We start from the raw sequence: 24,851 nt of genomic DNA on the forward strand, positions 1-24,851 counted from the left end.
CTTACGCTCCACAGCAAAGCTGACATCAACGCGTAGTATTCCTATGTTTGATCGATTCGTCATCATTTCTGGTATTTAGCTGAAAGAAAGAAACACCCATGTATGAAGGTGCTTTACAAAGCCTCGTTGATCAACTGGGACGCCTTCCCGGAGTTGGCCCAAAATCAGCTCAACGTATGGCTTTGTATCTTTTAGAAGCAGAACCTGATGAAGTATCAATGCTTGTGGAAGCCATTAACGCAGTTCGTACTCGTGTTCATCACTGTGAAATATGCGCGAATCTGACAGAAGAAAATACCTGTGCTATTTGTCGTGACATACGTCGTGACCCCACGATGATTTGCGTGGTCCAAGAGCCAAAAGACATACAGGCAATTGAAGCAGCCCGAGTATTCCGAGGTCGTTATCACGTACTGGGCGGCGCAATTGATCCGATGAGGGGGATCGGCCCAGAACAATTACGCATACGTGAACTGCTCACACGGCTTCAAGACGGGCAAGTAACTGAAATTATTTTGGCAACGAATCCGAATATTGAAGGCGAAGCCACAGCCTCTTACCTTGCGCGCACCTTAGCGACTATTGGCGTGACAACATCACGACTTGCTATGGGATTACCAGTGGGAGGCGACCTAGAATACGCCGATGCTGTGACACTCGGGCGAGCACTTGAAGGCCGCAGACACATCGACTAAAAACTCGAAGAAACACAACTTCTTCAGTTCCACAGGAAAATCATAGTTTTTCAGGTGTCCTTTTTTAGTGCGACCTGACAAAATGACGAATGTGACTTCCAATCAATCTTCATTTACGCGACCCGATGGTAGCCCCATCCGCATCCTTGTTGTTGATGATGAAACTGTGCTTGCTGAACTTTTAAGTGCAGCATTGCGGCACCAAGGATGGATGACGCGCACCGCAGCTAATGGTTGGGAAGCCTTAGAAAGCACAGATGAATACCAACCGGATATTGTTGTCCTTGACGTTCAAATGCCAGGGTTGGATGGAATGGCCACGCTGGAACGCCTTCGCAAAAAACATCCACATATCCCTGTTCTTTTCCTTACAGCACGTGACGCTGTTGCTGATCGTATAGCGGGTCTACGTGCAGGTGCGGATGATTATGTGACAAAACCTTTCGATTTGGACGAAGTAATCGCCCGCATTGATGCGCTTTTACGTCGAGCTGGCATGGCCAGCACCACAGTAAGCCACATACTCACAGTGGGTGACCTTGTTCTGGACGAAGATTCACACGATGTGACACGCGCAGGACAACCCATTCTTTTAACAAATACAGAATTTGAGCTCTTACGATATTTCATGGAAAACCCAAATATTGTGCTTTCAAAATCTCAGATTCTTGACCGTGTGTGGTCATATGATTTTGGTGGGCAAGCAAATGTTGTGGAACTGTACGTGTCTTACTTACGTAAAAAAATTGATCGTGACCGTGAACCAATGATCCACACATTACGCGGAGCAGGTTACATGTTGCGTCCACCAGCCTAGAGCAAGTAGCCATGTGTATTCGCTTTCATGAATGTTCCTCAGAGTCCTGCTTACAGAAAATGCCTCTGAACTGTCTATATGAAAACCTTTCCACTTGGAAAAAAGGGGTGTGAAAGTGATGAATATGAAAACAACAAGACGTGCTATACGCCGATGGGCTTTATCAACACGCCTATCTATATTTATGGCCTTAATTGTTGCTGTGTCGCTTGCTTTAATGACAGGTGCTGCCAGCTATGCCATGCGCACTTGGATGGTTCACGAACTGGACATGTCAGTGCAAGAAGACTTAACGCATGTCAAAAATCTTATTGAAAATGAAGATGTGATCCCTGCTGTGAAAGCAGCGGAAAATATTGGTCGCTCATTTGACGCCTTTGACAAAGAAAGCCAGCAAACAGAAAAACCCAGTGAAGAAGCCGCTCCACTTGAGCAATCGGGGGACTTAGCACACTCGGAGCAATCTGAGAGTTTACCGCTTCCTCCTTCAGATTTGGATGGTCCAGGATCACATGACGGTCAACTGCAACTCATATCGACAAGCCAAGGCATATACACCGGTCTTGTGCGAGGATTTCGAGTACTTACCCTGAAACAACCTGAAATTGATGTCCTCACGCATGTGCCAACAACAGGACACTATCGCACGGTATATGTAGGACCACACGGATATTTTCGTGTAGCTGCCACAGAAACCTCGGATGGCACGCGCATTGTTGTTGGACAATCATTGGATCATGTATATGGACTGACGCGCACATTGTTGCTGATTGCATGCGCGTGCGCATGTGTGATTGCAGGTGTAGCTGCCTTGCTTGGCCGCCGCTGGGTGCTCCGTGAAATGAAACCCCTCGGAGCAGTTGCCCAAATAGCGCGCCAAATAAGCCATAAAGATTTAAGCGCGACACAGACAATAGAACCTTTTGAACGGGTGGAACCTACTGCGATCGTTAAAGGAACAGAAGTTGGGGACGTGAGCCAAGCGTTAAACGCCATGATTGACAATGTGGAACATGCTTTCCAAGCTCGCACCGAATCTGAGCAACGTTTACGTCAGTTCGTAGCGGATGCGTCACATGAATTACGTACCCCTTTAGCCTCAATTCAGGGATACACCCAGCTTTTGCAACGAAACTCCATTGATACTTCAACAGCCTTAACTCGTATTGGCGCAGAATCAGCACGTATGTCTGACCTTGTGGAGGACCTACTATTACTGGCACGCCTTGATGCAGGACGGGAACTGAATACGGAACCTGTCAATATCATTCTTCTTGCCATTGACGCCCTGACAGATGCTCACGCAGCAAGTCCACAGCACCAATGGAATCTAAATATTCCTCAAGGTGCGCAAGCTGAACACTGCTACGTGCGCGGTGATGAAGCCGCTTTACGGCAGGTATTTGCGAATCTGTTGAGCAACGCGCGTGTACACACTCCGGCAGGAACAATTGTGGATTTATCAATCCAGCCAGAGGAAGCTCAAGGAACAACATATTTCACGAATACACCTGTCGATTCTGACGCGCATGAACAATCCGCAGACAAAGGGAAAGAAAACCTTGTGATTACTGTGCGTGATAACGGCCCAGGTATTCCTCAACACTTACGCGATACGGTATTTGATCGTTTTGTTCGTGCTGATACATCCCGCACACGCGCCACTGGAAAAGGCTCATCTGGATTAGGTCTTTCCATTGTGAGCTCAATCGTAGAAGCCTTAGGTGGGAAAGTAATTTTAAGCACCGTCTGCGAGGGAGAAGAACCTATCGCAGATATGACACATGGGACGATATATACGGTCGTTTTACCGCGTATGGACTACGAGGAAACCGCAGAGCAGCCCTCATGAAAAACCCTTATTGTTGTCAGCAATAGCTCAGTAATAGTACGGATACTGCGACCAATCCGGCGTGCGATGTTCAAGGAAAGCATCACGTCCTTCTTGAGCCTCATGCGTCATATACGCCATACGTGTCGCTTCTCCTGCGAACACTTGCTGGCCGGCTAAACCATCATCAGCGAGATTGAAAGCAAACTTCAGCATCCGTATTGCTTGTGGTGACTTTGTTGCGATGATACGTGCCCACTCTAAAGCCGTATTTTCCAGCTCGCAATGCGTAACAGCACGGTTGATGGCACCCCACTTTTCTGCGGTATCAGCATCATAACGTTCAGCAAGGAAAAATATTTCACGTGCTCTGCGGTCCCCCACTTGACGTGCAAGAAGCGCAGAACCATAACCTGCATCAAAAGAACCAACATTCGCATCAGTTTGCATAAAAGCCGCATGCTCACGTGAAGCAACCGACAAATCACACACCACATGAAGTGAATGGCCGCCACCAGCAGCCCAACCAGGAACAGCCGCAATCACCACTTTCGGCATAGTCCGAATAAGTCTTTGTACCTCAAGGATATGTAAGCGTCCAGCACGCGCAGGATCAACATTTTCACGCCGCGTACCAGTATCAGCATTCGCATCTGAGCCTTCGATTTCATAACGGTACCCGTCACGCCCACGAATCCTTTGATCGCCACCAGAACAAAAAGCGTACCCACCATCACGCGGCGACGGACCATTACCTGTCAAAATAACAGCAGCCACATCAGAACTCATCCGCGCGTGATCTAAACACCGGTATAGTTCATCAACGGTATGAGGGCGGAAAGCATTACGAATCTCCGGTCGATCAAAAGCTATCCGAACAACAGGTAAATCCTTACCCGCAGGTTTTCCATCAAGCTCATAGCCACGTGAAATGCCACGATGATACGTGACATCTGACAGAGTAAATCCGCTGACCTCACGCCAGCGTGTGGGATCGAAAGTATCAGAAACACAATCTAAAGCACTCATGATCTCTAGCTTAGGTGCCACAAGCTGCACGTGTGGAATTCATAAGGCTTTGCTCCCAAGGAACGAGGGAAAACGACGCGCTCAACCCACGCCAGCAGTTCTTCAAAACTTTGCCCCCCAAGGGATGAGGAAAAGGCAAGCAATATCAAGCAATATGAGCAATGATAGGCGGTCTCAGCCTCAATTAAATTATGCTGAAATACACGTACATGTGTACGCAAAGTCAAAGGAAGTGAAGATGATTCCAACGCTACGAACACCCGCGTATGGTGGCGACTGGAGCCCCGAACAATGGGACGAAGCAACAATCGATCAGGATATTCACCTGATGGGCGAAGCCGGGGTCACAATGATTTCCCTCGGCATCTTTTCGTGGGCTTTCCTTGAACCAACAGAAAAGCACTATGACTTTGACTGGTTGGCTTCCATTATTGACCGTTTACATGCAGCAGGAATAGCTGTTGATCTTGCCAGCGGAACAGCATCCCCACCCGCATGGATGGCCCATACATACCCTCAAACATTACCTGTAGACAAGCATGGTGTGCGTTTAGGTTTTGGTTCACGACAGCAGTATTGTCCATCTTCCCCTATCTACCGTGCAGCTGCCCGGGGCCTGGTTCAGCGTCTTGCCCAACGTTTTGGCGGCCATCCGGCAGTTGCTTTATGGCATATCGGTAATGAATACGGGTGTCACACAGCACAGTGTTACTGTGACATATGCGCAGATGCATTCCGCGTCTGGTTACGTAACCGTTACAGCAATCTCACAGAGCTCAATGAAGTATGGGGAACGGCTTTTTGGTCGCAACGCTACACCGCCTACGAACAGATCATGCCGCCTCGTGAAATGCCAACATTCCATAATCCTGCTCAGGATCTTGATTGGAAACGTTTTTGCCAAGAAAACCTGCTTTCACTTATGCGTATGGAAAAGGAAGCGATACGTGAATACTCCGATCGCCCAGTGACAACGAATTTCATGGGTGATTTTTCAAGTCTGGACTATGCGCAGTGGGCGAAATATCTTGATGTTATTTCTGATGATTCATACCCTGATCCAGCCGATCCTGCTGCCGCGCATACAGCGGCCTGGACTGCAGATATTATGCGAGGCTTAAAAGCGGGGAAACCATGGCTCCTGATGGAGCAAGCTCCCAGCGCGGTCCAATGGCGTGAACGCAATTCACCGAAACGACCAGGACAATTTACCCTCTGGTCTGTAGCAAAAATGGCGCACGGTGCTGATGGGATTTTACAGTTCCAGTGGCGGCAATCCGTGCGCGGATCAGAAACCTTCCATTCGGGGATGGTGCCACATTCAGGGAAAAAATCACGTACATGGCATGAGGTGGTGCGTACAGGCGAAGTCATACAGCGTCTTGCCCCCGTGATGGGTTCATCATATGAGGCTCAGGTGGCGGTTGTGATGGATTGGCCTTCCCAATGGGCGAAAGAATCTGCTATCGGCCCGGTTTCTGATGCGCCTTTTGAACGCACACGGGCGTGGCACCGCACTTTATGGGAAGCGGGGATTGCAACAGACGTTATCCCAGTGGATGCAGATTTTCGTAAGTATCGCCTCATTATTGTTCCGGAACTTTTCATTGACTATCCAGATTGTGCTCAACGTTTACGTGAAGCAGCCCAGCAGGGAGCACACGTGATTGTGGAAGGACCTTCAGGTGTTGTTGATGAGCACATGAAAGCAGTCACAGGCGGATACCTCGGGTCTTTGCGTGAACTTGTAGGTGTTGCTGTGAGCGACCACGCCGCTTTAACGGGTGAGGTTATTTCTCCCAGTTCAGCAAGTGATAGTCGTGGAGATGCTGTGAACCGTTTGAGTCGTGCTGTGGGTGTGCCAAGCGCGTGTACGTGGGCAGGGTTAAGTGTAGTGTCTGAGCCTTTGCGTCGCTGTCTGGAACGTATTGGTTCTCCTGCGCCAGATATGCGTTGCGGTATGTGGGCAGAAGAAATCATGCCGTATCGAGGAGATACGTGGCAGAAAACAACAGACATTGACATTATCGCAGTATTTGATGGCCGAGGCGGTGGCGCAGATCTTTCAGGTATGCCCGCAATTACCCGACATCTGTGCGGGCAAGGGACAGCCTGGTATATCGCATGTGATGTGGATGCTCTATCACGCTATGCCATAGCAACTTTGGTCTGTGCTTACGCGCGTGTGCGACCGGTGATGGCAGACCTTCCTGATGGGGTAGAAGCGCAACGACGCGGACCGTACCTGTTTTTGTTGAATCATTCAGATAAATCTGTTGAATTACGAGGGATTATTGGGACAGATTTAGTCGATCAGCAAGAATGCCGTGGGCACGTGATGCTTGCTCCGCGTAGCGTCATGGTGGTGGATACAGGAGGACATGCAGCTCTTGAGTCCACAGCTAAGGGCAAGCAATGACACAATACCTGTGTGGATTACGAGTTTTCGTCGCGTGAGGGTTCTTCTCTTGTACAGACAGAGGATTCTTCTTTTGTGCAGACAAACGCATTAGAGCGTGAAACTGTGGCGCAACCGATGAAACCCCAAAGCCTACCTTTTTCACGATCGTATGCGGCAATGCGTGAGGTTGATATGTCCTCATGCTCGTCGCATATTCGGCGTACCTTGCAGGGCGTGGATCGCATAGTTGTGTATTCGCTTCCTTTAGTGACGCGCTTTCGCGGTGTGACGATACGTGAGGGCCTGTTGCTCCACGGTGAATACGGCTGGGGGGAAGCTGCGCCTTTTGTTGAATACGGTCCGCAAGAATCTTCACGCTGGCTATTTTCAGCATGGCAGGCAGCCTGTGTAGCCCCGCCGCAGGTACATGCTGATCGGGTCCTTGTGAATGTTACTATCCCTGTCAGCTCTCCAGAAGAAGCAGTGCAGCGTGTGGAAAGAAGCGGTGGCTGTGCGACTGCGAAAGTAAAAGTCGCAGATCCTCGTACTCGTTTATATGATGACTGTGAGCGCGTAGAAGCTGTTGCTGATGCGCTTGTGCGTACTGTGGGACAGGAGCGTGCTCGCGTGCGCGTGGATGTTAATGGAGCGTGGGATAAGGATGAGGCTATTCGTGCTTTAGCGGAGCTTGACCGTGCAGCCAGTAGCGTTGGTGGCCTTGAATACGCGGAGCAGCCGTGTGCGACAGTTGAAGAATTAGCTTATGTGCGTAAAGCCCAACATGTTCCCATTGCTGCAGATGAATCAATTCGCAGAGCAGATGACCCGATGAAAGTCATACGTAAGCAAGCTGCAGATGTGGCTGTTGTGAAAGTAGCGCCTTTAGGTGGATATGAGCGCACAGTGGATCTAGCTGAACGCACAGGAGTACGGGTGGTTGTTTCCTCTGCTTTGGAATCATCGGTCGGATTGGCGACCGGTATCCGCACAGCCGCATATCTGATGGATCAGCAAGAGCCTGTGGCCTGTGGTTTGGCAACATCTCAATTACTGGCAGCAGATGTCACGTATCAACCATTGCAGGTTGCGGAGGGCTTCTTACCGGTTACCCCTATTGAGCCGTATGAGGAGGCAATAGGTAAAAAACCGTTACCGGATGGAACCTATGACAGGTGGGTGAGCCGTTTAGGGGATATGTGCGCATATATGGAGGCGTTTTCATGAGGGATAAAACAAGTCAAGAAAATATTGCTGGTCATACGGGGGAGACAGAGCCTAAGGAGGAAAAGAGGAGGCATGCCTCAATGATTTCTCCGAGTGTTCGCTTGGCTGCGTCAGTTTGTGGCGCCTTATATGCGCAGGGCGTCCGTGATGTGGTGTATTGTCCTGGATCTCGTAGCGCACCTTTTGCTTACGTATTGGATGCTTTAACAAAGCGTGGCTATCTGCGTTCACATATTCGTGTGGATGAACGTTCAGCAGGTTTTTTGGCACTGGGGTTAAGCCGTGGCGCAGAGGTTCAGGGTAAAAATCCTGCTCCGGTCGCTATCGTGACAACCTCAGGGACTGCTGTCACTGAACTTCATGCAAGTATTGCCGAGGCCTCTCATGCGAAGATTCCGCTCCTTGTGCTTTCGGCGGATCGTCCGTTTGAAATGCGAGGAGTAGGCGCATCTCAAACGACAGATCAGGTGGGAGTTTTTGCTTCGCATGTGCGGGGCAATTGGGATATTCCTGCGGGAAGTGACGAAGTAGCATCGCTGCCGGCAATTGTGGGACGGGCTCTGGCTTGTGCTCAAGGAAAACCAACAGGTGAAGCGGGTCCAGTCCATATCAATGTGGGTTTACGTGACCCTCTTACTCCCACATCTTTTTGCGAGGATAGTGAATGGGTTGCTGATGTTGTGTGCGACTATGCAGATGAAGCAGCTAGGCGCACGCCGACAGTACATGCGGCTGTGCCTGTGCCTGTGCCGTGGAATAGTGTCATTGTTCCTGAACTGCGAACGGTTATCGTAGCAGGTGAAGGCGCTGATAAGCAGGTTGGTGAATGGGCTTCGCGTGCCCGTGTGCCTTTGATCGCAGAGCCGTCTGTTCCTCGAAGTGAGTTCGTGTTGCCATACGAACAAAGTTTGCTGTCGCGCTCGCAGCTGATGGAGGGGATTGAGCAGGTTATTGTTACTGGTCGACCGACTCTTTCGCGTGTGGTTCAGGGGCTTTTGGCGAAAAAAGGTGTGCGTGTTATTGTGCAGTCTCCTTCAGGACCGTGGACTGATGTGGCGGGCTGTGCTACTCACGTTGTGGCAGCTCTTGCTGGGCCTGAGGAGCCTCATCCAGATCACGCATGGTATGACCTGTGGTGGAAAGTGGCGCACGATGAGGATGCGCGTATTCGTGATGTATTGGCTCAAGAGCCTGCTGATTCTTCTGCTGTGCAGGTTGCGCGTCATGTGTGGGAATCAGTTTCAGGTGTCCTTGTCTTGGGCGCATCGAATTCTGTGCGTGCTGTCGATCTTGTTGCGAGGGGAGGGGGGCCTCGCTTAGTGATTACTAATCGGGGGCTTGCAGGTATTGATGGGACTCTTGCAACGGCATGTGGTGTGGCGATTGCTTCAGGTGAGTGCGTGTCTGCTTTGATGGGTGATTTGACTTTCTTTCATGACGCGGGTGCTTTAGCTGTACCTCATGGTGAGTATGTGCCGGATGTACGTATTTTTGTTGTTGATGATGGGGGTGGTTCTATTTTTTCTACTTTGGAACATGGGGCGGCTCCTGTAGAGCTTTTTGATCGGTGGTTTCGTACGCGCCTTGATGTTTCAGTGAAAGGATTGTGTGAGGCTTATGGAGCGGATTATCGGTGTGTGAGTGTGGAAGATATTCCTGCTGTGTGTCAGGCTCCGTGGCGGGGGATTCAGGTGGTTCATATTCCGGTGCATCATGTGCCTGAAGTGTATAAACGTATTCGAGGGTGACCACCTCTTTTAGATTTTCAGAAAACTTTCAGAAAAGGTTCGGTAAACTTCTAAAATTCTCCGGCAGACTAAAACCGTAGAACAGAGTTTGCGAAAGAAGGAATAATGAACGAGTCACATGGAAACGAAACAGGTGGATGGCCCATTCCGCAACCTCATGAACGCTGGGAAGGTAACGATGAGGCACAAAATACGCCTCTTTCCACTTCTGCTCAGGACATGCCTACCTCGCCTCATACCGCACCTATTGAGCACGCAGATACACATAGTTCAACGCCCATTGCTTCACAGGAGCATATTCGCGCAACTGAAGGGCAGACAACTCACACAGTCGAAGGACGCTCACAGGACACTGATCTGATGCGCGAACACTTTCAGGCACCTACGCAACCTCTGCCTCCACACGAACCAGAAGCGCAGCGTGTAGCAGCTCAGCCTGCCCAAGAAAATCCTCGCCCCTATATGGCACCCCAGATGAGCCCTCAAGAAATACGACCAACATATTCTCAGTCGCAATCTTTCCCCTTTGCCGCTCCTCAAGAGCCTCGCGTTACTTCTCACAATCAGAATCCGGGCACATCTGCACTACCCTATGCGCCTGCACCGTTACCTGTTACCAGAAGTAAACGGAAAAAACGCAAAGCCCCCGGGTGGATTGCCCTCCTATGCGCAATGGGGGTCACTGCGGCTTTATCAGTGAGCGCAACAATAGCAATAACAGGATTACGAGGCGCTTCGGCTCCTGCATACACAACGCAAACAGTTGCTCCTGTCAGCTCCGATGGAACAATAGCTGATTGGAAAGCTGTTGCTGCTGCTGTTTCGCCGGCAGTTGTGACAATCAATGTGAGCAGTCAAAACGCTTCAGGTGTGGGCTCTGGTGTTATTTATGATCCCCGCGGCACAATCGTGACAAACTACCACGTTATCTCCAGCGCATTGAACGGGAAAGGGAAAATTTCTGTCACCCTCGCTGATAACAGAATTTTTGACGCAACCGTTGTTGGACACGACCAAACAACTGACCTCGCGGTTATTCGCCTAACAAATCCACCCTCTGATTTAACTGTTGCGCAGTTTGGATCTTCCTCGCAGCTAACAATCGGTACGCAGGTGATGGCGATTGGTTCGCCACTGGGACTTTCAAATACCGTGACAACAGGCATTATCTCTGCTGTGAACCGGCCAGTTGCGGTTTCCACTTCCTCAGAAAACGATCAAGACCAGCAAGTGAATCCTTTTGATCCTTTCGGCCAATTGCCGCGTGAAGATGAAGGAAATCGTAGTGCCAGCAATGAACCTGTTATTACAAATGCTATTCAAGTGGATGCCTCAATTAATCCAGGAAACTCAGGTGGGCCACTTTTTGATGAAACAGGCTCAGTGATTGGCATTAATTCCTCTATCGCTTCTAACAGTGGATCCGCTAGCTCCGCTGGTTCTATTGGTTTAGGTTTTGCGATCCCTTCAGATCTTGTTGTCTCTGTTGTGAAACAACTGGTAGAAACAGGAAGTGTCGATCATGCGGTTCTGGGAGTAACCATTAAGACTGCTGCTGTTGGAGTTGATTCATTTACTCGTGCAGGTGCGCAAATTGAAGAAGTCGTACCCGGCGGTGCCGCTGAAAAAGCAGGGCTGAAATCTGGGGACACAATTACCGCCGTTGATGGTGCTGATGTTGCTTCAGGGAAAGCCCTATCAGGCTATGTTCGTCGCTACAAAGGTGGCGACACAGTGAAACTGACAGTTGTTCGCGAGGGTAAGAGTTCAGAGATCTCTGTGACTTTACAATCAAAGAAGTAAAAGAAAGATGAGTAGTGATTGTGTGGCCTTGAGTGATGGCAAGACCACACAATCATAAAGCTAATGTGATGAGCTGCTCGTATTCTTATATGCCGAGTGCTTCAAGAAGCGGTGACATTTTCGCTCGTGTTTCTGCGAGTTCTGCTTCTGGAACAGAATCGGGCATGATTCCGGCACCTGCGAAAAGTCGTAAGTTGGTCCCATCTTTACTGAGCTGAGCGCATCGCAAAGCGATACCAAATTCGCCTTCACCTTGGGCATCAATCCAACCGATAGGGCCGCAATATCGTCCGCGTTCGGTGGTTTCATATGCTGATAAAAGATCAAAAGCCAAAGGAGTAGGGCTTCCGCATACGGCAGCCGTGGGGTGTACAGCAGAAACCACATCAAGGACATTTGAATCCCTGAGGTGCCCGTGGATATCTGTTGCCAAGTGCGTAACATTTGGAAGCTCTAAAAGGAAAGGTTCGCTAGGTACGTCAAGTGAATCAACCAGAGGTGATAATGCGCGTACAACAGACTCCACAGCCAGAAGGTGTTCTGTCCGTTCTTTCATATCAGTCATGAGACGATCAGCATGTGTACGTGCGGACCCAGCGAGAACACGTGAATGAACGGTGCCGTCGCGCGTACTGGCAAGCAATTCAGGAGTTGCTCCGATGAGTTTGTCAACGGCGTACACCCATGTGGTGGGATACAGTTTGCTTAAACGTTGGAGTAAAAATCGTTCGTCTACTGGTAAAGGACTGGTGACGCGCATATCACGTGCCATCACGACTTTTGATGCGCTACCTAAACGCAAACGTTCAATGACACGTCTGACTGATTCTGCCCAAGCGTTTTGTGTCATGCGGCCTGGTTGAGTCCGTAGCCCTGAGGGAATATGAATAGGATTCTGTTCTTTTTCCTGTGCTGCTGCTTCTGCGCTGGTTAGTGGGTCAGGTGCTGGGGCAGATAAAGCTGCTGTTGCAATAAAACGTTGATAATCATGGTCGATAATTGTGACTTCAGGTACGCGGAGGATTCCTGGGGTTGTCGATGCAAAACCAAAGGAACCGAAAGCGAAAGGAGCACGTGGTGCCTGGGTAGGCGAGTCCACATGAGCCACAGAACGCACCTCATCCCATATTCGCGCAGCATCACGTATAGCGTGAGGGCCATCGACTGTGATGCTGAGGGCATTGCCCCACCCGAGTAACTGGTGACCCGTCCCGTTCCACGCGAGGAGCTGCTGTCCATGCGGAGCAAGGTCGAATAAGGGGACATGAGCCAGTGGGTGATTTTCCGGCAAGGCTTCTACTCGAATATGAAGTGCAGAAAAATCTGAAGTCAGACATGTAGCCATACGCACATGCTAATGCTCAAATAGCTTCTTGGCTTCACTCTGAGGGGGACAACGTGTAAGGATTGAGTTATGAATTCTTCTCATATGTCTCAGGGAACTTCACCGGTTAAACGTGCAGATTTGGATAAAGCGCCGCATGAAATCGCTTCAATGTTCGATCATGTTTCTGCGCGTTACGATGTGACGAACGCTGTATTAACTGGTGGTATGAGCTATATCTGGCTTGCTGCTTTAGCGCGCGCGGTCGCTCCGTGCCCGTCAGATCGTATTCTTGATGTGGCTGCAGGAACGGGAACATCTTCACAGGTTTTAGCTCGCAGTGGTGCGCATGTGGTGGCCTGTGATTTGTCTGAGGGGATGATTGAAGTAGGCCGTCGTCGTCATCCTTCCTTAGAGTTTGTGCATGGTGATGCCATGGAATTGCCTTTTGATGATGACTCTTTTGATGCTGTGACTATTTCATATGGTTTGCGTAATATTCCTCATCCGGATCGGGCTTTAGGTGAGATGTATCGTGTAGTGCGTCCAGGAGGTCGTCTGGTTGTTTCAGAGTTTTCTACTCCGACGCATCCGCTTTTTCGTCGCCTGTACGATCTTCATTTGGACTATGTCATGCCGCGTGTGGCTTCGCTGGTGTCCTCTGATGATGTGGCCTATGACTATCTTGTGGAATCAATTCGTTCATGGCCGGATCAAAAAACGGTGGCTCATATGATAAAGAGTGTGGGCTGGTTAAATGTTCATTATCGCAATCTTACGGGCGGCATTGTTGCCTTGCATCGCGCTCAGAAATGAAAGAGGGAAAATATTGCTTTCATATGAAGCACTCAAATCCACTCACATTAAATTGAAAACATAAGTCTTTCCGAAATAGTGCGTGTATTGTTCCTTGCTTACCTTGATGATCGCTTAAAAACAAGGGATTAATTGGCTTTGGTCCCTCTTACCTGTCTTAACCGGTAATGTTACCCCTTGGACTGTAGTGTTCCTTCCTCACGGAATATGAAAGAGCGACCTGGAGGACGCGAGTGATTGAAAACATGGGCGTTGCTGCCACCGCCGACGTTGTCGTCGTTGGGGCAGGTCCTGCTGGTGCCTCCACCGCATATCATTTAGCAACTATGGGGATTGATGTCCTCATGGTTGATAAAGCTGTTTTCCCGCGCGATAAGGTATGCGGTGATGGCCTAACACCAGCAGCGGTACATGAGCTTCTTTTCATGGGAATCGACACAACAGACTGGACACGTAACCGCGGCCTCACCGTTATTGGTGGGGGTCATACCGTTCACTTAGAATGGCCCGACCAAAAATCTCTCCCAGGCTACGGCATGGCGCGTCGCCGGATGGACTTAGACCATGCGCTTGTACAGCGAGCACGCGAAGCCGGGGCGCGTGTCAACGAAAATGTGACAGTCACAGGCGCTCTCCAAGATTCAACGGGACGGGTTATTGGTATCACCACACGTTCAGGACGTGGACCTCAAGCCGTGACAGGGCAGATCAAAGCAAAACTTGTTGTTGACGCAGGAGGCGTATCTGCTCGCCTTGCCACAAGCCTCGGAATAAAGAAAAACCCCAACCGGCCTATGGGAGTTGCAGCACGCACCTACTTCCGTTCTCCTCGTGGAAACGAAGAATGGATGGAATCACATTTAGAGCTATGGGCTGGAAAACCAGGGGAATCGGATTTACTGCCCGGCTATGGGTGGATTTTCCCCTTGGGGGATGGGCTGGTCAATGTGGGCCTTGGGTCAGTTGCCTCTCACGCTCAAGCAACACACCTGCCGTACAAAAAAGTTTTTGCACAATGGGTACAAAACCTGCCACCCGAATGGGGCTTCACACCTGAAAACCAAGTTGGCCCACTTGCCAGCGCAGCTTTACCTATGTCTTTCAACCGTACACCTCACTACACAAACGGCCTACTACTCGTAGGAGATGCAGGAGGTATGGTGAGTCCTTTCAACGGTGAAGGTATCGCACCAGGTATGAAAGCAGGGCGCTACGCGGCCGCAGCAATAGCACAAGCAATGGGACGGAACACGCGAGTCGGTATTGACCGCGCTTTAAGTGAGTACCCCGAAGCCATGCGTACAGAATACGGCGGCTACTATCAACTGGGTCGAATTTTTGTGCGCCTCATTGAAAATCCACACATTATGCGGCTATGTACGACGCGAGGCTTACCTTTACCTCGACTGATGACCCTTGTTCACAAACTGCTCTCCGACGGATACGAACGAAACGGCGGAGACTTTGACGACCTACTGATTACAGCCCTGTCAAAGGTGGTGAAACCTGTATGAATTTTTCAGGACACCGCTGTTGGCCCCTCAAGGACATGAGGGCATTAACCCAAAACTGGGAGGTATGGAAATGAACCCCTATGTGCCGCTGCTTATCATGGCAGCCGCTGCACTGGTACTGGCTTTCGGAGGCTTAGCTGCTTCTGCGATCTTTGGTCCAACAAAGAAATCGCGTACAAAAGCTGATAACTACGAATGCGGTATTGATCCCAGTTCTCATACGGCAGACTTGGGTCGTTTTCCTGTGCGTTATTACCTTGTCGCCATGACTTTCATCATCTTTGATATTGAAGTTGTGTTCATGTATCCGTGGGCTGTCAGCTTTAACCAATTGGGCCTATTCGGTTTGATCGCAATGCTCACTTTCATTGCGCTTATTACGGTTCCATATATTTACGAATGGCGCCGCGGCGGACTGGACTACTGAGCGAAGGTCAAGGAGAAAACTATGGGACTGGAAGAAAGTATTCCTGCGGGCATTGCCCTGACAAGCGTTGAAAAAGTTTTAGGGCTGGCACGTAAGCACAGTCAATGGCCTGTCACAATGGGCTTGGCCTGCTGTGCTATTGAAATGATGGCAGCAGGTACACCGCGTTTTGATATGTCACGTTTTGGTCTTGAAGTATTCCGTGCCTCGCCACGACACTCAGACCTCATGATCGTATCTGGTCGCGTGTCACACAAAATGGCACCAATCGTTCGCCGCGTCTACGATTCAATGCCTGAACCCAAATGGGTGATTTCCATGGGAGCATGTGCATCCTCCGGTGGAATGTTCAATAACTATGCGGTTGTCCAAGGATGCGACCATATCGTGCCAGTGGATGTGTACTTACCGGGATGCCCACCGCGACCAGAAGCACTGATTCACGCAATTTTGACTTTGCGTGAGCAAATCGGCAAAGAACCTTTGGGCGCACATCGCCGTGAAATTGCTCGTAAAGCCGAACAAGCAGCTCTTGCTGCAACACCGACCCACCAACTGAAAGGACTCCTGGCATGAACAACGAAGTACACGCCGAACAGATTCCTGAAGCGGGTGTGGAACTTACTCAAACGCATCGTGGTTTTGCTGCAACTGAACCTATTGCACGCCGTCAGGGTATGTTCGGGGTAAATGATGCTGGTGACACCACAGGTTTTGGTGGATTAGTTACTCAGGAATACCTACCAGGTGAGTCTCAACGTCCTTACGGTGGATGGTTTGACTCGGTGGTTGACATTTTAGAAGAACTGATTACTTCTGCTGAACTCCCCATCGCAGATGTGATTGAAAAAGTAGTGGTCGACCGAGGTGAACTCACTATTTTCATTACACGCGAGCATATTCAACGTGTATGCCAGTGGCTCCGCGACGACCAAGACCTACGTTTTGAATTGTGCCTAGGAACAAATGGGGTTCACTACCCTCACGATACTGGACGCGAACTCCACGCGATCTATCCTTTGCAGTCACTGACACATAATCGAGTTCTCCGTCTTGAAGTTGCCTGCCCAGAAAGCGATCCGCATATCCCTTCAATTGTTTCCATTTATCCAGCAAACGACTGGCAAGAACGTGAAACATGGGATCTGATGGGAATTATTTTCGACGGACATCCTTCACTGACTCGTACCGCTTTGCCTGATGACTGGGTAGGTCATCCTCAACGAAAAGACTACCCACTGGGCGGTATTCCTGTGGAATTCCGTGGTGCAACTGTTCCGCCTGCTGACACGCGGAGGTCCTACAACTCATGAGTATCCAGAACACAAAAATTCACGCTGCTGCATCTGCCGCGGGCCTCAATATTGAGGAACTTCCTGAAGTCCTCGCACAAGGCGGTGACTGGGAGGATGTTTTAGCGGAAATTGAAAAAATCAGCCACGAACGCATCGTGTTGAATATGGGACCGGTTCACCCTTCCACTCACGGTGTGCTCCGCCTGATTTTGGAACTTGACGGTGAAACCGTTCGGGAAACCCGTGTTGATACCGGTTACCTGCATACCGGTATTGAAAAAAATATGGAGTACCGCACGTGGACCCAAGGGGTAACCTTCTGTACACGAATGGACTATGTGGCTCCCTTCTTCCAAGAAGTGGCCTACTGCTTAGCAGTTGAAAAACTACTGCGTATCACCGACGATGTTCCTGAACGCGCCAGCCTTATTCGTATCCTGTTAATGGAACTGAACCGCATTGCCAGTCACATGGTGGCTATCGGCACAGGCGGCAATGAATTAGGCGCTACAACAATGATGACCATTGCTTTCCGTGGTCGTGAAGAAATCCTCAGGATTTTTGAACGTATCACCGGTTTGCGTATGAATCATGCCTATATTCGCCCCGGTGGTGTTGCGCAGGATTTACCAGCCGGCACGGTTGAGTACATTCGTGAAAAACTTCCGAAAGTTCGCCGTGACATTGGTGAAATGCAGGATCTTGTTTTACAAAATCCGATTTTTAAGAAGCGTTTCGTTGACGTAGGTTATATGCCTTTATCGGGTCTGATTGCTTTGGGGATGACCGGTCCAAGTTTGAGGGCTGCTGGCTTGCCGCAAGACTTACGTAAAGATCAACCATACTGCGGATACGAAGAATTTGATTTCGACGTGGTTACTGCTGATGCTTCCGACTGTTATAACCGTGTCGTTGTTCGCTTCAACGAGTGCTACCAGTCTTTGAAGATTATCAACCAGGTGCTTCGACGTTTAGAAGCATGTGAAGGCGCGCCCACAATGGTTGCTGATGCTCATATCGCATGGCCTTCCCGTTTAAGTGTTGCCAGTGACGGTCAAGGTAATTCCTTGGAACATATTGCTGAAATTATGGGACAGTCAATGGAATCTTTGATCCATCATTTCAAACTGGTCACTGAAGGTTTCACTGTGCCATCTGGTCAGGTGTATCAGACGGTGGAGCATGCAAAAGGTATTCTCGGCGTGCACCTCGTATCTAACGGAGGAACACGTCCATACAGGGCACACTTCCGTGACCCCTCATTTGCAAACTTGCAGTCCACAGCAATGATGACTGAGGGCGGACAGCTCGCTGATGTTGTGGTTTCCTTGGCAAGTATCGACCCAGTGTTGGGAGGCGTTGACCGGTGACTTACACTCCTGAAGTTGAAGCTCGTCTACGTGACGAAGCACAGCAGATCATTGATAGGTACCCCACAGGACACGAACGTAGTGCGCTTTTACCGATGCTGCACCTCGTCCAATCCGAAGACGGCTACGTGTCAGCTGACGGCATTGCATTATGCGCAGATGTCCTTGACATTACACGCGCAGAAGTCAGCGCTGTCGCTACTTTCTACACCCAGTACAAACGACACCCTAACGGCGACTACCTGGTAGGCGTATGCACTAACTCTTTGTGCGCAGTTATGGGCGGCGACGAAATCTGGGAAGCCGTATCTGAACACGTTGGCGTAGGCTCTGATGAAACCAGCCCCTCGGGGAAAATCACCCTTGAACGATTAGAATGTAACGCTGCCTGTGATTACGCGCCAGTCATCATGGTGAACTGGGAATTTTTCGATAACCAAACGGTTGAATCCGCTATCGCCTTGGTTGATGCTTTAGAAGCAGGCCGTCCTGTTAGCCCGACCCGTGGACCTGACACGGTAGCCACATTCAAAGAAAATGAGCGCGTCCTCGCTGGTTTCCCTGATGGGCGTGTACATGAAGGTCCAAGCGCCGGTGAAGCGTCACTTCTTGGCCTCAAAATTGCCGATACAAATGGCTGGACGGCTCCGACACCTATTGACAGTGCGGACACAACAGACCACGTAAAGGAGGGACAGGACGCATGAGTACATATAGTGCTCCCAGCACACTGACCCCGATTCTCACCCGAGGGTGGGGGGATGATCGTTCGTGGACCCTCGACTCTTACCTGTCACGTGGAGGATACGAGGGCCTGAAAAAAGCAAATGAAATGGAACCTGCGCAGATCATTGATCTGGTTAAGGCCTCTGGTCTGCGTGGTCGTGGTGGTGCAGGCTTCCCCACAGGTCTGAAATGGTCATTCTTGCCTCCAGACGACGGCCAACCTCGCTATTTGGTGGTTAATGCTGACGAGTCTGAACCGGGGACCTGTAAAGACATTCCAACGATTATGGCTAACCCGCATGTCCTCATTGAAGGTATGGCGATTACAAGCCGAGCAATTAACTGTACACACGCATTCGTTTACCTACGTGGTGAGGTCGTTCATGTGTACCGTCGCTTAATGAATGCAATCGAGGAAGCAACACAATCTGGTATTTTAGGTGATCTAAAAATTACAGCACATGCTGGTGCCGGTGCTTACATTTGTGGTGAAGAAACAGCTCTCCTCGATTCTCTTGAAGGTTATCGTGGACATCCTCGCCTGAAACCACCTTTCCCAGCGGTCGCAGGCTTATATGCGCGTCCCACGGTGATTAACAATGTTGAATCTGTCAGCCAAGTGGCAGGTATTTTCCAGCACGGTGTTGACTGGTACACGCAGATGGGCACGGAAAAATCAAAAGGACACGGTATTTTCTCGCTTTCCGGCCATGTTGCTCACCCTGGACAATTTGAAGCGCCATTCGGTATCACCATGCGTGAGCTGATTGATATGGCTGGCGGTATTCGTCAGGGGCACCGCTTGAAGTTTTGGACACCGGGTGGTTCCTCAACGCCTTTATTTACAGAAGAAGATCTGGACGTACCGTTAGATTACGAGTCCGTAGGCGCTGCAGGTTCCATGCTTGCCACACGCGCATTGCAGGTTTTTGATGAAACCACGTCAGTTGTCCGAGTAATTACGCGGTGGATTGAGTTTTATCAACACGAATCATGCGGTAAATGCACGCCCTGTCGTGAAGGAACCTACTGGCTGAAACAAATTATGCTGCGTTTAGAAGCCGGTAAAGGCAAACCCGGAGATGTGGATTTGCTGGATGAAATCGCGCACAACATTTTTGGGCGTAGCTTCTGCGCATTAGGTGATGCTGCTTCAACACCGATTATGTCCGGTATCAAGAAATTCCGTTCCGAATTTGAAGCTGGGTTAACAACGCCTGCGCGGGAATTATTCCCGTATGAGGCATCCGCTGTGTTCGCGCGAGGAGGGGCACGATGACTACTTCCATGGTTGATGTCACTATCGATGATGTGCAGCTGAGTGTCCCTGCCGGAACACTTGTCATCCGCGCAGCTGAACAAGCAGGTATTCGTATTCCTCGTTTCTGCGACCATCCGCTACTTGAACCAGTGGCGGCCTGTCGTCAGTGTTTAGTCGAAGTAGGAATGCCGGATCGTAACACGGGTGAGCTGCGTTTTATGCCTAAACCACAGCCTTCCTGTGCTCAGACAGTTGCCCCAGGCATGGTCATTAAAACTCAGGAAACCTCTGAAGTTGCTGCCACAGCTCAGCAAGGCGTGATGGAATTCCTGCTACTTAACCACCCACTTGACTGCCCAATTTGCGATAAGGGAGGCGAATGTCCTCTACAAAATCAAGCAATGACGGATGGGCGAGCAAAGTCACGTTTCGTTGATTCTAAACGGACATACACGAAGCCTTTACGCTTAACAAGCCATATTCTGCTTGACCGTGATCGTTGTATTCTGTGTCAGCGTTGCGTACGTTTCGGTAAAGAGATTGCCGGCGATGCCTTCTTAGATCTACAAGGACGAGGCGGCGGCACAGCCCCTGATGAACACCACGTATTTATGGGTGAGCAGATCGGCTCTTTTGATACGGCTGTCCTCGGCTACCATGATGATGCCGCTCAAGATAACCATTTAGCGGGAATATCAGGTCCCTACGGGGATGAAGGGCTGATTGGTTCTGTGAACTCAGGACCCGTCGCAGAAAATGATCGTGACATGTCTGGACGCGCTTTCGCCTCATATTTCTCTGGAAATATTGTTCAGATTTGCCCGGTAGGTGCTTTAACAGCCGCGTCCTACCGTTTCCGTTCGCGCCCATTCGACCTGCACTCCACGGCATCGGTAACTGAACATGATGCTTCAGGTTCTTCTATTCGTGTGGATGTGCGACGTGGCGAAGTTGTTCGTCGTATGGCGGGAAATGATCCACAGGTCAATGAGGAATGGATTACTGATAAAGATCGTTTCGCCTTTGACTGGGCAAAACACAACCGCATTACGACTCCACTTGTTCGTGAAAATGGTGAACTTGTTCCTACCTCATGGTCGGATGCCCTTGAGCGTGTACACGAAGGGCTGACGAAAGCGAGTGAACGAGGGACTGTGGGCTTCTTGCCGGGTGGTCGCCTCACGTTTGAAGATGCATGGGCATGGTCAAAGTTTGCTCGCACAGTTGTAGGTTCCGATGCGATTGATTTCCGTTCACGTGAAATCAGCGAGGAGGAGCGTTCTTTCCTTGCATCCCATGTTGCCGGCAGCGGCTTAGGAGTGACATACGAGGATGTAGAAAAAGCCTCCCATGTCCTGCTTGTTGCCATTGAACCAGAAGACGAATGTGGATCGTTATTCTTGCGTATGCGCAAATCAGCACGTAAAGGCATGTTGACGGTATCGGCTGTTGCGCCGATGACTACAGCAGGTCTGCGTAAGTTGAATGCGCATGTTCTTCATGCGGCTCCGGGAACAGAAGTGGAAGTTGTCACTTCGATTGCTTCAGGTGGTATTCACTCAGATCTGGCAGGTGATTTAGCTGGCGGTATCATCCTTGTCGGTGAGCGTGCAGGTCGAGTACCTGGTTTACTGACAGCGGTTACACGTCTGGCAGAGCGCACAGGGGCACGTATGCAATGGATTCCACGTCGCGCAGGTGACAGGGGAGCCATTGAAGCAGGTTTGTTGCCGGGTCTGTTGCCTTTTGGTCGTTCTTTATGTGCTGAGTCAATTACCGAACTGGGATGGGAAAACGTCCCGACCACACGTGGTTTAGATATCACTCAGATTCTTCACGGAGCAACCGAAGGGACAGTGTCCGCACTTGTTGTTGGCGGTGTGGATGTGCGTGATCTTGCTGATCCAGCACAGGCACGTCACGCATGTGAATCTGTTGAATTCTTGGTCAGTATTGAAGTGTGTCATTCAGATATCACCAAACGCGCTGATGTTGTTTTGCCGGTCGCTCCACCTATTGAAAAACACGGCACGTACATTAACTGGGAAGGGCGTTTACGTCCTTTCGGTCAGGCAATTTCAGCTCGCTCATTGACGGATCGTGACATATTTGTTCGCCTCGCGGAGCACTACGATACGGACCTAGGCGGCCGAACACTTGTCGATCTGTACGAGGAAGTCAACGCGGTGATGTCCTATCGCGGACCGCGCGCCTCATTCGACATGGTGGATGCTCCTGCGCCGACGGCGGTAAGAAGTGGACAGGCCCTCCTTGCCACGCATAAGCCCATGCTTGATGCTGGTCGTTTACAAAACGAATCTCCATATCTTGCAGGAACTGCTCGTCGGCCTGTGGCGTATATTTCCGCTGGAACAATGGCGGCTTTAGGGTGCGAACCTCGCTTGCACGGCCCCGCCTTGACGTTGAGCACTGAACGTGGTGCTCTGACCTTACCCGCGCATATTGCGGACCTGCCTGACTGCGTCGTGTGGGTGCCTGAATGTTCGGAAGGCTCTTATGTCCATGAGTCGCTCGGCAGGGCAGGTACTGTCGTCACTCTGAGCACCACTGGGGAGGTGGACCGGTGAACTACACGCCGTTAGCAGCGCAGTACGTTGCCGCAGATTTTTCACAAGAAACCTGGTGGCTGACTGTCATCAAGGCTGTCTTTATCATTGTTTTCCTTATTTTGAACGTTCTGATCGCCCTGTGGGTGGAACGCCGTGGTTTAGGGCGTATGCAAACACGCCCGGGACCGAATGTGGCGGGTCCTTTAGGTTTGCTGCAAGCTATTGCAGATGCCGGCAAACTCTTGTTCAAAGAGGACATGTGGACCCGGCGTTCTGACAAGTTTTTATACTTACTAGCACCAGCGATCTCGGCTTTTTGTGCTTTCAGTGTTTTCGCTGTGATCCCAATGGGACCGAATGTAACGATTCTTGGTCGCTCTACGCCGCTGCAACTTGCAGATATGCCTGTAGCAGTCCTGTACATTTTGGCCATTACATCTTTAGGGCTCTACGGAATTGTCTTGGGCGGTTGGTCGACTCGTTCAACTTTGCCTTTATATGGTGCGGTACGTTCCTCTGCTCAGGTGATTTCCTACGAATTATCAATGGGATTGGCGCTCGTATCAGTCTTTTTGATGGCGGGCTCGATGTCTACCTCACAGATCGTTGCCTCGCAAGGATACACATGGTGGTTCTTACCTCTGGCCCCAGCATTTGTGATCTACTTGATTTCCATGGTCGGTGAAGTAAACCGTTTGCCTTTCGACTTACCTGAAGCGGAAGGCGAATTGGTGGCCGGCCATATGACGGAATACTCGTCAATGAAGTTTGGTTGGTATTACCTGTCAGAATACGTCAATATGTTGAACGTATCGGCAGTGGCAACCACAATGTTCTTTGGTGGCTGGCATGCGCCGTGGCCTCTGAGCCATATTGAAATCCTCAATGGTGGATGGTTTGCTTTAGGGTGGTTCTTCCTGAAGATGTGGTTCTTTATGTTCCTCATGATTTGGACTCGTGCTACCTTACTTCGTTTCCGGTACGACCAGTTCATGGCTTTAGGGTGGAAACGTTTAATCCCGTTCTCTTTGGGCTGGCTTGTCACAGTTGCTCTGGTCAGAGGCATCAGCCAATGGGTTAATGTGTCACTTCCTGTGCTGATTGGTGCAATTGCCGGTATCTTCCTGATTGTCCTGCTGATCTTGTGGTTTACAGATCGTGCTGATGAAAAGAAGAAAGCAGCCATTGAAACAGCAAAGCACGCTCAGCGGAATGCGCCATTTGATGCTTTTGCTGACGGTTTCCCTGTGCCGCCTTTGCCGGGGCAATCTTTGCCGCCATCGCCTCGTGCAGGCCGAGTCCCTATCGCTGCGACCATCACTGAGGAGGACGCACAATGACAGACAAGTCCGTATCCCAGGATGACGAAATGCGTTACGAACAAGATCCTAAGGGTCCTATTGGTGAATTCTTTGCACCTTTCGCAGGCTACGGGGTCACCATATCGTCTTTCTTTCGTCCCACAGTTACTGAACAGTATCCTTTCGAAGGGCCTTTCGTTGAACCACGTTTCCATGGCCGCCATCAACTGAATCGTTATCCTGACGGTTTAGAAAAATGTATCGGCTGCGAATTGTGCGCATGGGCTTGTCCTGCTGACGCGATTTTGGTTGAAGCTGCTTCTAATACACCGCAAGAACAATATTCACCGGGAGAACGCTATGGAGCGATCTACCAGATCAATTACTTGCGTTGTATTTTCTGCGGTTACTGCATTGAAGCGTGCCCCACTCGTGCTTTGACAATGGGCCATGATTTTGAGCTTGCTACATATGAGCGTCTGGATGACATCTACGAAAAACAAGATCTGCTGGTTCCACTGGCAGAAGGGATGTTAGCTCCACCGCATCCGCAAGTGCAGGGGCTATCTGATGGTGACTATTATCGAGGTGAAGTCACTGGGCCATCAAGCGAACAAATCGAATGGGTACGTCAGAACCGTCCAGATGATCCAACCCTTGCCACAGCACGCCCCACCGATAAGGAGGCACAGCAGTGAT

20 protein-coding genes are annotated in these 24,851 nt (G+C 50.2%); 18 read left to right on the forward strand and 2 right to left on the reverse strand.

Going from position 1 to position 24,851, the window contains the following annotated elements:
* Positions 1–98 precede the first annotated feature (98 nt).
* The 3 genes from recR (at position 99) to LRP57_RS01495 (ending at position 3,364) form a co-directional block, all read left to right on the forward strand.
* A complete protein-coding gene (gene recR / locus LRP57_RS01485; protein WP_231204356.1) occupies positions 99–695 on the forward strand; it encodes a recombination mediator RecR in 597 nt (198 codons plus the stop codon).
* A gap of 82 nt (positions 696–777) precedes the next feature.
* On the forward strand, positions 778–1,512 hold the full coding sequence (locus tag LRP57_RS01490) for a response regulator transcription factor (RefSeq protein ID WP_231204358.1): 735 nt from the start codon (positions 778–780) through the stop codon (positions 1,510–1,512).
* Between the two features lie 124 nt (positions 1,513–1,636).
* Positions 1,637–3,364, forward strand: a complete 1,728-nt coding sequence (locus LRP57_RS01495) for a sensor histidine kinase (RefSeq protein ID WP_231204360.1) — start codon at positions 1,637–1,639, stop codon at positions 3,362–3,364.
* Between the two features lie 27 nt (positions 3,365–3,391).
* Here the strand turns inward: LRP57_RS01495 and LRP57_RS01500 are convergent, their stop codons facing one another.
* The gene (locus LRP57_RS01500; RefSeq protein ID WP_231204363.1) at positions 3,392–4,372 is read right to left on the reverse strand and encodes a 1,4-dihydroxy-2-naphthoyl-CoA synthase; all 981 of its coding nucleotides are present in this window, start codon (positions 4,370–4,372) and stop codon (positions 3,392–3,394) included.
* A 238-nt stretch (positions 4,373–4,610) separates the two neighbouring features.
* On the opposite strand from LRP57_RS01500, the gene LRP57_RS01505 reads away from it, so the two are divergent.
* From LRP57_RS01505 to LRP57_RS01520, 4 genes are all read left to right on the forward strand, one after another.
* Positions 4,611–6,791: a beta-galactosidase gene (locus LRP57_RS01505; RefSeq protein WP_231204365.1), complete on the forward strand. Its 2,181-nt coding sequence runs from the start codon at positions 4,611–4,613 to the stop codon at positions 6,789–6,791.
* Positions 6,792–6,803: 12 nt separating this feature from the next.
* Positions 6,804–7,997, forward strand: a complete 1,194-nt coding sequence (locus tag LRP57_RS01510; protein ID WP_231204367.1) for an o-succinylbenzoate synthase — start codon at positions 6,804–6,806, stop codon at positions 7,995–7,997.
* Complete coding sequence (menD, locus tag LRP57_RS01515; RefSeq protein WP_231204369.1) at positions 7,994–9,745, forward strand: 2-succinyl-5-enolpyruvyl-6-hydroxy-3-cyclohexene-1-carboxylic-acid synthase; 1,752 nt, start codon at positions 7,994–7,996, stop codon at positions 9,743–9,745. The genes LRP57_RS01510 and menD overlap by 4 nt, the downstream gene beginning before the upstream one ends.
* A gap of 105 nt (positions 9,746–9,850) precedes the next feature.
* Complete coding sequence (locus tag LRP57_RS01520) at positions 9,851–11,548, forward strand: S1C family serine protease (protein ID WP_231204371.1); 1,698 nt, start codon at positions 9,851–9,853, stop codon at positions 11,546–11,548.
* A gap of 85 nt (positions 11,549–11,633) precedes the next feature.
* On the opposite strand, the gene LRP57_RS01525 is transcribed toward LRP57_RS01520, so the two are convergent.
* A complete protein-coding gene (locus tag LRP57_RS01525; RefSeq protein ID WP_231204373.1) occupies positions 11,634–12,893 on the reverse strand; it encodes an isochorismate synthase in 1,260 nt (419 codons plus the stop codon).
* An 84-nt stretch (positions 12,894–12,977) separates the two neighbouring features.
* Between LRP57_RS01525 and LRP57_RS01530 the strand changes: the two genes are divergently transcribed.
* From LRP57_RS01530 to nuoI, 11 genes are all read left to right on the forward strand, one after another.
* On the forward strand, positions 12,978–13,688 hold the full coding sequence (locus tag LRP57_RS01530) for a class I SAM-dependent methyltransferase (RefSeq protein ID WP_442984701.1): 711 nt from the start codon (positions 12,978–12,980) through the stop codon (positions 13,686–13,688).
* Between the two features lie 245 nt (positions 13,689–13,933).
* Complete coding sequence (locus LRP57_RS01535; protein WP_231204599.1) at positions 13,934–15,202, forward strand: geranylgeranyl reductase family protein; 1,269 nt, start codon at positions 13,934–13,936, stop codon at positions 15,200–15,202.
* Between the two features lie 70 nt (positions 15,203–15,272).
* Positions 15,273–15,629: an NADH-quinone oxidoreductase subunit A gene (locus LRP57_RS01540; RefSeq protein ID WP_231204377.1), complete on the forward strand. Its 357-nt coding sequence runs from the start codon at positions 15,273–15,275 to the stop codon at positions 15,627–15,629.
* Between the two features lie 21 nt (positions 15,630–15,650).
* Complete coding sequence (locus tag LRP57_RS01545; protein WP_231204379.1) at positions 15,651–16,205, forward strand: NADH-quinone oxidoreductase subunit B; 555 nt, start codon at positions 15,651–15,653, stop codon at positions 16,203–16,205.
* Positions 16,202–16,942 carry an NADH-quinone oxidoreductase subunit C gene (locus tag LRP57_RS01550; protein WP_231204382.1) on the forward strand — a complete coding sequence of 247 codons (741 nt, stop codon included), beginning with the start codon at positions 16,202–16,204 and terminating at the stop codon, positions 16,940–16,942. The genes LRP57_RS01545 and LRP57_RS01550 overlap by 4 nt, the downstream gene beginning before the upstream one ends.
* Complete coding sequence (locus tag LRP57_RS01555) at positions 16,939–18,294, forward strand: NADH-quinone oxidoreductase subunit D (RefSeq protein ID WP_231204384.1); 1,356 nt, start codon at positions 16,939–16,941, stop codon at positions 18,292–18,294. Before LRP57_RS01550 ends, LRP57_RS01555 begins: the two co-directional genes overlap by 4 nt.
* Complete coding sequence (gene nuoE / locus LRP57_RS01560; RefSeq protein WP_231204386.1) at positions 18,291–19,001, forward strand: NADH-quinone oxidoreductase subunit NuoE; 711 nt, start codon at positions 18,291–18,293, stop codon at positions 18,999–19,001. Before LRP57_RS01555 ends, nuoE begins: the two co-directional genes overlap by 4 nt.
* Positions 18,998–20,299, forward strand: coding sequence for an NADH-quinone oxidoreductase subunit NuoF (gene nuoF, locus LRP57_RS01565; RefSeq protein ID WP_231204388.1), 1,302 nt, complete (start codon positions 18,998–19,000; stop codon positions 20,297–20,299). Before nuoE ends, nuoF begins: the two co-directional genes overlap by 4 nt.
* On the forward strand, positions 20,296–22,869 hold the full coding sequence (locus tag LRP57_RS01570) for an NADH-quinone oxidoreductase subunit G (RefSeq protein ID WP_231204390.1): 2,574 nt from the start codon (positions 20,296–20,298) through the stop codon (positions 22,867–22,869). Before nuoF ends, LRP57_RS01570 begins: the two co-directional genes overlap by 4 nt.
* Positions 22,866–24,191: an NADH-quinone oxidoreductase subunit NuoH gene (nuoH, locus tag LRP57_RS01575; protein ID WP_231204392.1), complete on the forward strand. Its 1,326-nt coding sequence runs from the start codon at positions 22,866–22,868 to the stop codon at positions 24,189–24,191. The genes LRP57_RS01570 and nuoH overlap by 4 nt, the downstream gene beginning before the upstream one ends.
* Entirely contained in the window at positions 24,188–24,850 is a 663-nt protein-coding gene (gene nuoI, locus LRP57_RS01580) for an NADH-quinone oxidoreductase subunit NuoI (RefSeq protein WP_231204394.1), read from the forward strand. The genes nuoH and nuoI overlap by 4 nt, the downstream gene beginning before the upstream one ends.
* Position 24,851: the final 1 nt, after the last annotated feature.

The organism is Schaalia sp. lx-260, from assembly GCF_021083645.1.
In the GTDB taxonomy this organism is placed as follows: Bacteria; Actinomycetota; Actinomycetes; order Actinomycetales; family Actinomycetaceae; genus Pauljensenia.

Coding starts and splice junctions, on each gene's coding strand:
- LRP57_RS01550 (WP_231204382.1), top strand. CDS start 16,202: ATGAACAACGAAGTACACGCCGAACAGATTCCTGAAGCGGGTGTGGAA.
- LRP57_RS01495 (WP_231204360.1), top strand. CDS start 1,637: ATGAAAACAACAAGACGTGCTATACGCCGATGGGCTTTATCAACACGC.
- LRP57_RS01540 (WP_231204377.1), top strand. CDS start 15,273: ATGAACCCCTATGTGCCGCTGCTTATCATGGCAGCCGCTGCACTGGTA.
- LRP57_RS01530 (WP_442984701.1), top strand. CDS start 12,978: ATGTCTCAGGGAACTTCACCGGTTAAACGTGCAGATTTGGATAAAGCG.
- recR (WP_231204356.1), top strand. CDS start 99: ATGTATGAAGGTGCTTTACAAAGCCTCGTTGATCAACTGGGACGCCTT.
- nuoF (WP_231204388.1), top strand. CDS start 18,998: ATGAGTACATATAGTGCTCCCAGCACACTGACCCCGATTCTCACCCGA.
- LRP57_RS01490 (WP_231204358.1), top strand. CDS start 778: ATGACGAATGTGACTTCCAATCAATCTTCATTTACGCGACCCGATGGT.
- LRP57_RS01505 (WP_231204365.1), top strand. CDS start 4,611: ATGATTCCAACGCTACGAACACCCGCGTATGGTGGCGACTGGAGCCCC.
- LRP57_RS01535 (WP_231204599.1), top strand. CDS start 13,934: ATGGGCGTTGCTGCCACCGCCGACGTTGTCGTCGTTGGGGCAGGTCCT.
- nuoI (WP_231204394.1), top strand. CDS start 24,188: ATGACAGACAAGTCCGTATCCCAGGATGACGAAATGCGTTACGAACAA.
- LRP57_RS01555 (WP_231204384.1), top strand. CDS start 16,939: ATGAGTATCCAGAACACAAAAATTCACGCTGCTGCATCTGCCGCGGGC.
- LRP57_RS01525 (WP_231204373.1), bottom strand. CDS start 12,893: ATGGCTACATGTCTGACTTCAGATTTTTCTGCACTTCATATTCGAGTA.
- LRP57_RS01545 (WP_231204379.1), top strand. CDS start 15,651: ATGGGACTGGAAGAAAGTATTCCTGCGGGCATTGCCCTGACAAGCGTT.
- LRP57_RS01570 (WP_231204390.1), top strand. CDS start 20,296: ATGACTACTTCCATGGTTGATGTCACTATCGATGATGTGCAGCTGAGT.
- menD (WP_231204369.1), top strand. CDS start 7,994: ATGAGGGATAAAACAAGTCAAGAAAATATTGCTGGTCATACGGGGGAG.
- LRP57_RS01520 (WP_231204371.1), top strand. CDS start 9,851: ATGAACGAGTCACATGGAAACGAAACAGGTGGATGGCCCATTCCGCAA.
- LRP57_RS01500 (WP_231204363.1), bottom strand. CDS start 4,372: ATGAGTGCTTTAGATTGTGTTTCTGATACTTTCGATCCCACACGCTGG.